Origin of the sequence: Shewanella sp. GutDb-MelDb, from assembly GCF_002836075.1 — a bacterium.
Taxonomy (GTDB): domain Bacteria; phylum Pseudomonadota; class Gammaproteobacteria; order Enterobacterales; family Shewanellaceae; genus Shewanella.
Window position 1 is genome coordinate 1 of record NZ_PJBM01000199.1, and the last position, 9,290, is coordinate 9,290.

The following is a 9,290-nucleotide window of genomic DNA, read 5'->3' on the forward strand; positions in this document are numbered from 1 at the left end:
GTCCCATTTAACGCCATCCGCTTTCTCAGAAATGGCCATTGCTGGTGCAGCCATTGCGACACCTGCTGCAGCTCCCATTCCCTTAATGAAATTGCGGCGTCCTAGCAGATCTTTATTGCTCATCTGTCATCACCCTATAGTTTTATTAGACGCAACAATGATATGACTGGAACCAGTTCCAAAACGAGAGTTAAGCAGAGCTTTATTTAAAACATTATGACAACATTTAGAAACTCAAGCTTAGATCTAATGTTTAAGATTTTTACTACTTTTGAGGTATTTTGGAATTAATTCCAAACAATGCACCAGCACTAATTATCAATCAATAAAACCAATGTAGCTCTGACTTTCCGAGCTTTTATTTGCTTTATACCATTAGGCGCAAATTAACAAAAATAACAATGTCACCACAACAATTATAATAAGCTCACTGAGGTTGATTTATTGTAACCAGTGTCCATTTTTGGTCCCTAACACTCAAAAAGTTTTTCTATATGGTATAGAAAAATGTTGAGCGGCAGGCTTCTATGTCATCATGAGTCCATACTATTAAACCAACCGCTTGCTTCAGGGAAGTTATGGAATTAGAAGATATCTACCGCCAAGACCTAAGCTTATTAATCGCTCTGCAAATTTTGGTTGAAGAGCGCAGCGTGACTCAGGCTGCTAAGCGATTACACTTAAGTCAATCAGCGACAAGCCGCATTCTTGCTCGTCTACGAGAGATGCTCGACGATCCACTATTTTCCCGTGTTGGCCAACATCTTGTACCAACCCAGTTTGCACTCGATTGCTACCAGCAGTTACAACAACCGACTGGGCAACTCATTAGCTTATTAACCCCAAAGGCATTTGTCCCGCTTGAGTGCGAACAACAGTTTTCCATTGCGGTAACTGACTATGCCATGCAAGCTTTAGTGCCCTTTATTCTGCCGAACATTTATCAACAGGCACCCAAAATTAGACTTGAGATACTACCGGTTCAGCATAACGAGCTGCAGGCGCAGCTCAGCGTGAAAGGCGCCGATATGGCAATCTGCCGCGCTATAGGTCAAACCGGACAGTTGCAGTACACTTTTCTGGGTAAAGTCGGCGTTAGCTGTTTACTATCACCCCATCATCCATTGGCAGATGCCGAGATCACGCTAGATGACTATCTGCATTACCCTCACGCAACCATTGCTATTAGTGATGGAGTAAAAGCGTTGCTCGATGATGAAATTAGCCAATATCCCGCGCGCACTGAACTGCTGAGGACACCGCATCTTGATACCGCCTTAGCCTTGCAATCAATCAACCCATTAATTATTACGTTACCTGAAGGCATGGCAGAAATAGCAGCCCTGCGCCATGGGCTAAAAGTTAAGCCTCTACCTTTTAAGTTACCCAGTTTAGATTACAACTTGTTCTGGCACTCTCGCAGTGAGCAAGATAAAGCGCAGCAATGGTTACGTAATGAGGTTATTACTGTGACTCAAAATTTGTTAAGTCAGTCTCCGCAGAACTGTTAATTCCACGAATTAAAGCAGGATTAATACAAAAAATAGACACAAAAAAGCCCAGTTATTTGCTGGGCTTTCTGACTTCATTAACAATGATTAAAGCTTAACAAGGACTCGACCTGTGACTTGGCCCTTAATGATGCGTTGTGCAAATTCAGGTACCTGTTCAAGCGCAATAGTCTCGCAGGCATCTTGATAATAACTTGCGGGGAGTAACTTAAGTACCTCTTCCCAAGCTGCTTGGCGTTTTTCAAATGGGCAAGATACAGAATCAACACCGAGCAAGTTTACCCCACGAAGGATAAATGGCATCACGGTCGTTGGCAGTGCAAAACCACCAGCAAGACCACAAATTGCTGCTGCACCACCATATTTCATTTGTGCTAATGCTGTCGCTAAGATTTTGTTACCTACAGTATCAACAACACCCGCCCAACGCTGCTTCTCTAGAGGTCTTGAGTCAACTTCAAGCTCGCTACGCTCTATTACTTCGCTAGCACCTAACTTAGTCAATAGAGGGCCATTCTGCTCAATACGCCCAGAGCTTGCCACTACGCGGTAACCTAATTGCGATAGTAAGGTCACTGCAACACTGCCGACACCACCACTAGCGCCGGTGACGAGTACATCACCATCGCTTGGCTTAATTCCAGCTTGCTGCAATGCTTGTACGCATAACATTGCCGTTAAACCAGCCGTACCTATTTGCATCGCTTTTGCTGCATCGCAATTCGTAGGCATAGGAACTAACCAATCCGCATTCACGCGGGCTTTCTCTGCTAAGCCGCCCCAGTGATTTTCACCTACGCCCCAGCCCGTTAAAATGACCTTGTCACCCGCTTTATAACGCTCGTCACTTGATTCAAGCACCGTACCTGCAAAGTCGATACCAGGCACCATAGGAAAATTACGGATAATTCTACCAACACCAGTAACCGCTAAGCCATCTTTGTAGTTCAGTGATGAACATGCAACAGCGACTAATACCTCACCTTCAGGCAGATCTGTCTCTGAGATTTGACGAACATTAGCTTGGGTAAGCTTTTCTTCTTGGGTCAAAACAAGCGCGTTAAACATGACAAGTTCCTATTTAAACTGATGAGAGAAGCATAGGCCATAAACATCTATGACTGAAGTGCATATTTTGCATAGAAATAATGCACTGGATGCATAGAGGTATAACCACCTCATATTGATTAGTGTATAGAGCAATAATATAGCTAAATTGTCCCACAATAAACGACTCGACTTTATTCCTATATCCTCGCTTTTACTTTGCTACTACACTGAGTTATCGCATAAAAAACATACGAAGGATATAAGTATGATATATAGCAAACCAGGAACACCTGACGCCATCATTAATTTCAAATCACAGTATCAAAATTTTATTGGTGGTGAATGGGTTAAACCCGTCAATGGTGTCTATTTTGATAACCCTTCACCCGTCGACGGAAAAGTATTCTGTCAGATCCCACGCTCAGATACTAACGATATAGAGCTGGCACTTGATGCCGCCCACAAAGCCAAAGAGAGCTGGGGCAAAACGTCGGTCACCGAGCGTGCTAATATTCTATTGCGTGTTGCTGATCGTATTGAACAAAATATAGAGCTCCTCGCTATAGCCGAGACTTGGGATAATGGTAAAGCAGTACGTGAAACGTTAGCGGCCGATCTCCCTTTAGTTGTCGACCATTTCCGCTATTTTGCGGGGTGTATTCGAGCCCAAGAGGGCAGCGCTGCAGATATTGATGCCAATACTGTAAGTTATCATTTTCCTGAGCCATTAGGCGTTGTCGGCCAAATTATTCCTTGGAACTTTCCTATTTTGATGGCTGCATGGAAAGTTGCCCCCGCATTAGCCGCGGGTAATTGCGTGGTATTAAAACCTGCCGAGCAAACCCCGGCCTCGATTTTAGTGATGCTTGAGTTAATTGAAGACCTGCTCCCTAAAGGTGTGCTCAATGTGGTAAATGGTTTTGGCAACGAAGCGGGTCAGGCACTCGCTACCAGTAGTCGAATCGCTAAACTGGCCTTCACTGGCTCGACTGAAGTGGGTCATCATATTTTGAAATGTGCGGCTGAGTCGTTGATCCCATCAACGGTTGAGCTGGGTGGTAAGTCTCCGAATGTCTATTTTGCTGATGTAATGGATCATGAGGATGCGTATCTCGATAAAGCCGTAGAAGGCATGTTACTGGCCTTCTTTAACCAAGGTGAAGTATGCACTTGTCCGTCACGAGCACTGATCCACGAGTCGATTTATGACAAGTTTATTGCCAAAGTCATTGAGCGCTGCAAAACCATTAAACAAAGCAACCCACTCGATACTGAAACGCAAGTGGGCGCTCAAGCATCACAAGAGCAATTTGATAAAATTCTCAGCTATCTGCAAATAGGTAAAGATGAAGGTGCTGAGGTATTGGTTGGTGGCGATCTCTGTAAGCTTGAAGGTGAACATAGCCAAGGTTTTTACATTCGCCCTACCATCTTAAAGGGCACTAATAATATGCGGATCTTCCAAGAAGAAATTTTTGGCCCCGTCATTTCAGTCACCACCTTTAAGGATGAAGCTGAAGCATTGGCCATCGCAAATGATACTCCGTATGGCCTTGGCGCGGGTGTATGGACACGCGATATGAATACCGCTCAACGAATGGGACGCGGTATTCAAGCGGGTCGAGTATGGATAAACTGTTATCACGCTTATCCTGCTCACGCTGCATTTGGAGGCTATAAGAGGTCCGGTATTGGTCGCGAGACTCATAAAATGATGCTAGATCATTACCAAAATACCAAGAATCTACTCATTAGCTACGATGTTAATCCACTAGGTTTCTTTTAGATAACATCAGTATCTTAGCAACATCTAAAGCCAAATGTAGTTCGCGATTTCACCGCCGCTATATTTGGCTTTCTATTTATCTCTCTATTTCTCTGTAAAATCGAGATCTACCCCGCTGAATTTCCATAATGGAAATACCACCTTGCCTGCTTTTCACTATAAGAATCTAGCTAATAGGCCTTAATATATTACCCATACAATATTAATGGATATTACGCCATGGCGATTCAAGAACGACTTTCCCAGATCACCCGCGACCTAAATCTTTCTCCAAAGCAAAAATCTAACTTTTTAGCACTAGAAGCAGATTCTAGTTTGCCATATGTAGCGGTGTCGGAAGACGTAACACAAGCCATGGATTCGGGTATTATCTGCGACATGTTCGAAGGCCATGCACCATTTAAACCACGATATGTTTTGCCCGATTATGCCAAATACTTACAACAAGGCTCTGAATACTTAGAGTTAAGCCCAGCACAAGACTTAGATGAAGCACTTAATGCACTCACCATCCTTTACCACCATGTCCCCTCGGTAACTAATATTCCGGTGTATCTAGGTCAACTGGATGAGGTTTTGCTGCCATTCTGCCAAGGGATCGATACTGAGAACCTATACCGCAAACTAAAGCTATTTTGGATCATGCTAGATCGCACCCTTCCTGACGCCTTTATGCACGTGAACATAGGCCCAACGGATAACATTGTCTGCCGCACAATTTTAAGGATCGACGCAGAGCTTAAACAAATTGCACCCAATCTTACGTTTATGTACGATCCACAAGTGACTCCCGATGAACTACTACAAATTGCCGCGAGCAATATTTGTGAGTGCAGTAAACCGCATATAGCCAACTATCCAATGCACGCCAATAGCTATGATAAAAAAGGCTTTGGCATTGTTAGCTGTTATAACTCACTGCCACTGGCTGGCGGTGCTAACACCTTGGTAAGACTTAATCTAAAAGAGATTGCCCTAAGATCTAATGACATCAGTGATTTCTTTGACAATACGTTGCCGCAATACTGCCAGCTAACCTATGAGCTAATTAATGCCCGTTGTCAGTATCTGCATGAAGAATCTAACTTTTTCAACAGTTTCTTAGTCAAAGAGGGGCTAATTGAAGAGTCACGCTTTGCACCTATGTTCGGAATTTATGGCATGGCTGAAGCCGTGAATATTCTGCAAGGTAATCCAGAGCTAACTGAATCTCATACAGAGAAACCAAGCCCTCACTACGGTCACCATCAAGCGGCGAATGAGCTTGGTCATAAAATATCTAAAGCACTGGATACCATCGTCAAATCAACTCCAGTTGACTATGGCTATAACGGCCGTGCGTTACTGCACTCTCAAGGCGGTATTAGTCTAGATAAAGATGTCACTCCCGGTGTGCGTATTCCCTATGGTACCGAGCCAAACCCAATAGCTCACATCAAAGCACTGGCGGAACATCATCAATATTATACTTCTGGGATCAGCGACATTCTCACGATTGATGAAACGGTTAAATCGAATCCACAAGCCATGTTCCAACTCTGTAAAGGCGCATTAAACTTAGGTTTTCGCGAGTTTACCGCTAACGTCGCCTCTAACGATTTGGTTCGTGTAACAGGCTACATGATTAAACTGTCAGACATTGCTCGTTTTAAAGAGGCGGGTTCACGCACTAATACCACAGGTTTAGGAGCAGAGGCGGCAATAAATACTAAGATCCTTGAGCGTCAACCACGTGTTGTTGCTCATGAAAATGCTCCAAGCTACGCGAAGTCGCATTAACTTGGATAGAGTCGCAACAGTTAATCAAATCATTCCTTTCTCTTGTGTAGATGGGCCTGGTAGCAGGCTTGTTATCTTTCTACAGGGATGTAATTTTAACTGTAAAAATTGCCACAATCCTCACACCATAGACTGGTGTGATAGTTGTGGCGATTGCGTACCAACCTGCCCAGCAAAAGCCCTCAAACTGATTACAGATGATAATAAAAGTCAGGTGGTTTGGGACCAACAATTATGCACCCAATGCGACATCTGTCTATCCGTTTGCCCCAAACAATCAACGCCAAAAACACTGCGTTATAGTGTCGATGAACTACTCACTCTTATCCGCGCTCAAATGCACTTTATTAATGGTGTCACCATCAGTGGGGGGGAAGCCAGTTTGCAGCTGCCCTTTATTATTGCATTATTTCGAGAGATGCAGTTGAGCAAGGATTTAGCACACCTAAGCTGCATGATAGACAGTAACGGCAGTCTAAGCCTAAATGGTTGGCAACAAGTATTACCCTTTATACAAGGTGCCATGATTGATCTTAAATCTTGGCAACAAGACACCCACCGCTATATTACCGGTCGGGATAACCATCGTGTTTTTAGCGCATTGAAGCTGCTTGCCGAACAGGGGAAATTGTATGAGGTCCGTTTACTGCACATTCCAGAGGTCAGTGACTTCGATAGCGAAATCGATGCTGTGGCGAGCTATCTAGCCCAACTGCCGGTAACTGTACGAATCAAGCTAAATGCATTTCAGCATCACGGGGTTACAGGCGACGCATTAATGTGGCCAAGTTGCACTGAGGCGCAAATTCAACAACTCGCAAATGCACTTGCTCGACGCGGTGTGAATAATCTCATTTTACCCAATCTATACCTATAGAAATGCTATTTAATCAGGTTACTGAAACTGCTGCCGAGTAAAGTCGACAAGTTGCTCATAGAACCAACGATGTGCAGGATCCTTCATACTCTGCTTGTGCCACACCAAGCTATACGCAACCTCTCCGTAATCAAGCGGTAGTGCTTTAGTCACTAAGCCTCTAGCCTGAATGGCATTTTCGGCCCAACGGCGTGAACAAGTAAATAACAGCTCACTGTGATGACACATTAGGGCCGCACTACCAAAGTCTGCCACCGACAAAGGCACCGCTCGATTTAGAGCCTGCTGGGCCAACTTCATCTCGAAAAAAGGTCTATTCAGATCTGTATCGCTAATACCTATATGACTATATCCAAGATAGTCATCAATAGAGATATGATGTTGATTGGCTAAAGGGTGATTAGGATTCATTAAACACACCATCTCGTCATTTATTAATGTCTCCCACACCAATTCATGCTGCGCAATGGGCGGCTGGCTTCGGTCATGGGGCAGCACTATAAAATCTAAACTGCCTTTAACTAACCCCTCAAAACCGACACTGTCTTTAGCAAAGATGTCGAGTCGAATATTAGGGGCTAACAACAGTACATGTGCCGTTAGTTTAGCAGCAAGTAGCTCAAAGGTACTTTCTCGCATCGCCAAGGAAAATCCACCTTTATAGGCCGCAGGGGTGAAAGCCTCTTGGGTCACTAATAGGTTCATATCAGTGATGATTTGGTGGACATTTGGACCTAAACGGCGTGCCAAAGGGGTTGCTACAAGCTTGTTTCCATGCCGATAAAACAGATCATCATCAAGACTTTGCCGTAGTTGACTTAGCGTTTTACTCACTGACGAGGGGCTTAAGCATAATCGTTCCGCACTCGCAGTTACGCTTAGCGTATCTAGCATGACATGCAAGGTGATCAGATGCTTCATACTGATCCGTGAAAGTTTAGCGAGATCCATTACAATGCTCATAGGTAACCAGTGTATCTATCTACTCAAATATAGAGATAAATGGCTTAAGAGGATATCTGCATTTCTCATATTCACGGGCCACTTCACGCTACACTGCTATTTTCCGCTACCCACTTTTTGCCGTATAATGAATTATTCATTAAGTAATGATCAAATAAGAGCTTTCATGCTCTCCATTACAGATTAAAATAATCTCAGCTCATACATTTTTAGGCAGGCCAGCATGTTTCATATAGCGCTTTACGAACCCGAAATAGCCCCTAACACCGGTAATATAATCAGATTAATCGCTAATAATGGCTGCAAACTGCACTTAATTGAGCCTTTGGGCTTTGATTTAGAAGATAAAAAGCTGCGCCGCGCCGGGCTAGATTATGCAGATTTGGCTAATGTAATTCATCATAAAAACTTCGAGTCTTTTCTCGAAGCAATGCAAGGCAAGCGAATTATGGCTTGTACGACCAAAGGCAGTCGCCCACATTCAGAACTCAGCTTTAAACAAGATGATGTGTTGTTATTTGGTCCAGAAACCAGAGGCTTACCTGCTGATATAATAGACTCAATTCCGACTGAACAACGTTTGCGTATTCCTATGATGTCGACGAGTCGCAGCCTTAATCTTTCAAATGCAGTTGCTATCATCAGCTATGAAGCTTGGCGACAACTCGATTACCAAGGCTCATAACAGCTCAGAGCACTTTAAATCAGCCGATGTCATATCTTCAAAATAACCACTAGACTTAGCAATGGTTGCTACTTGATATGAACTAATAATACGATAGAGCCTCTATTTTTAGGTTTTATCGTATCTAGGCCAACCTCAAATAAACCTCGCATCGTAATCACAATTATCGCCATGTAAAAATACTGTTGGAATATAAATGCATAGTGCCTCTAAAAGTCATTCATTAACTTGGCCTACATAAAGACTTAGCCAATCTATAAAACCACTGGTCACCTCGCATCTGAACGTATCAATATGAACTAATCTCAAAATTTATGAGACATCGTTACTGAGGTTTTAGGATCAAGCAACGTTTAGGCTGCTGAAGGCTTCCGGCTCCGACGAGAACATCGTTTCGTAAAGCTAAAACTATTTTAATACGCTATCTATTCGATACTGTTTTCCCATCAACAGGGCGACTCAATCTGTGGTTGCACCATCTATAAATATGAATCTAATGAGACCATTTAAGCTGGTAGAAGTGACTCGTCAACAATTCCACAATACTGGTATGCCGCTGGATCAGCTCCCAAATCACAGACGTAAAAAAGCCCATTGCGTTAGCAATGGGCTATTCACTCTCTTTCGAGACCCATCTTA

General features: G+C 43.5%; 8 protein-coding genes. 5 read left to right on the forward strand and 3 right to left on the reverse strand.

The window, feature by feature from the left end; translation table 11 throughout:
* Window positions 1-123 (reverse strand): twin-arginine translocation signal domain-containing protein (locus CXF82_RS09900; protein ID WP_145991669.1); only part of this gene is annotated, 123 nt, incomplete at its 3' end.
* A 455-nt stretch (window positions 124-578) separates the two neighbouring features.
* Here CXF82_RS09900 and CXF82_RS09905 point away from each other — a divergent pair.
* The gene (locus CXF82_RS09905; RefSeq protein ID WP_102044117.1) at window positions 579-1,511 is read left to right on the forward strand and encodes a LysR family transcriptional regulator; all 933 of its coding nucleotides are present in this window, start codon (window positions 579-581) and stop codon (window positions 1,509-1,511) included.
* Window positions 1,512-1,598: 87 nt separating this feature from the next.
* Here the strand turns inward: CXF82_RS09905 and CXF82_RS09910 are convergent, their stop codons facing one another.
* Window positions 1,599-2,579: an acrylyl-CoA reductase (NADPH) gene (locus CXF82_RS09910; RefSeq protein ID WP_101089207.1), complete on the reverse strand. Its 981-nt coding sequence runs from the start codon at window positions 2,577-2,579 to the stop codon at window positions 1,599-1,601.
* 247 nt (window positions 2,580-2,826) lie between these two features.
* On the opposite strand from CXF82_RS09910, the gene CXF82_RS09915 reads away from it, so the two are divergent.
* From CXF82_RS09915 to CXF82_RS09925, 3 genes are all read left to right on the forward strand, one after another.
* Window positions 2,827-4,347: an acetaldehyde dehydrogenase ExaC gene (locus CXF82_RS09915; RefSeq protein WP_101089206.1), complete on the forward strand. Its 1,521-nt coding sequence runs from the start codon at window positions 2,827-2,829 to the stop codon at window positions 4,345-4,347.
* A gap of 219 nt (window positions 4,348-4,566) precedes the next feature.
* Window positions 4,567-6,126: a YjjI family glycine radical enzyme gene (locus CXF82_RS09920; protein ID WP_102044118.1), complete on the forward strand. Its 1,560-nt coding sequence runs from the start codon at window positions 4,567-4,569 to the stop codon at window positions 6,124-6,126.
* Window positions 6,092-7,003, forward strand: coding sequence for a YjjW family glycine radical enzyme activase (locus CXF82_RS09925; protein WP_257982766.1), 912 nt, complete (start codon window positions 6,092-6,094; stop codon window positions 7,001-7,003). The genes CXF82_RS09920 and CXF82_RS09925 overlap by 35 nt, the downstream gene beginning before the upstream one ends.
* An 18-nt stretch (window positions 7,004-7,021) precedes the next feature.
* Here the strand turns inward: CXF82_RS09925 and CXF82_RS09930 are convergent, their stop codons facing one another.
* Complete coding sequence (locus tag CXF82_RS09930; protein WP_102044119.1) at window positions 7,022-7,954, reverse strand: LysR family transcriptional regulator; 933 nt, start codon at window positions 7,952-7,954, stop codon at window positions 7,022-7,024.
* 235 nt (window positions 7,955-8,189) lie between these two features.
* Between CXF82_RS09930 and trmL the strand changes: the two genes are divergently transcribed.
* On the forward strand, window positions 8,190-8,651 hold the full coding sequence (gene trmL / locus CXF82_RS09935; RefSeq protein ID WP_101089203.1) for a tRNA (uridine(34)/cytosine(34)/5-carboxymethylaminomethyluridine(34)-2'-O)-methyltransferase TrmL: 462 nt from the start codon (window positions 8,190-8,192) through the stop codon (window positions 8,649-8,651).
* Window positions 8,652-9,290: the final 639 nt, after the last annotated feature.

Bases quoted from the DNA above. Each gene is read 5' to 3' on its own strand.
- CXF82_RS09905 (WP_102044117.1), top strand. From the start codon at position 579: ATGGAATTAGAAGATATCTACCGCCAAGACCTAAGCTTATTAATCGCT.
- CXF82_RS09910 (WP_101089207.1), bottom strand. From the start codon at position 2,579: ATGTTTAACGCGCTTGTTTTGACCCAAGAAGAAAAGCTTACCCAAGCT.
- trmL (WP_101089203.1), top strand. From the start codon at position 8,190: ATGTTTCATATAGCGCTTTACGAACCCGAAATAGCCCCTAACACCGGT.
- CXF82_RS09930 (WP_102044119.1), bottom strand. From the start codon at position 7,954: ATGGATCTCGCTAAACTTTCACGGATCAGTATGAAGCATCTGATCACC.
- CXF82_RS09925 (WP_257982766.1), top strand. From the start codon at position 6,092: ATGAAAATGCTCCAAGCTACGCGAAGTCGCATTAACTTGGATAGAGTC.
- CXF82_RS09915 (WP_101089206.1), top strand. From the start codon at position 2,827: ATGATATATAGCAAACCAGGAACACCTGACGCCATCATTAATTTCAAA.
- CXF82_RS09920 (WP_102044118.1), top strand. From the start codon at position 4,567: ATGGCGATTCAAGAACGACTTTCCCAGATCACCCGCGACCTAAATCTT.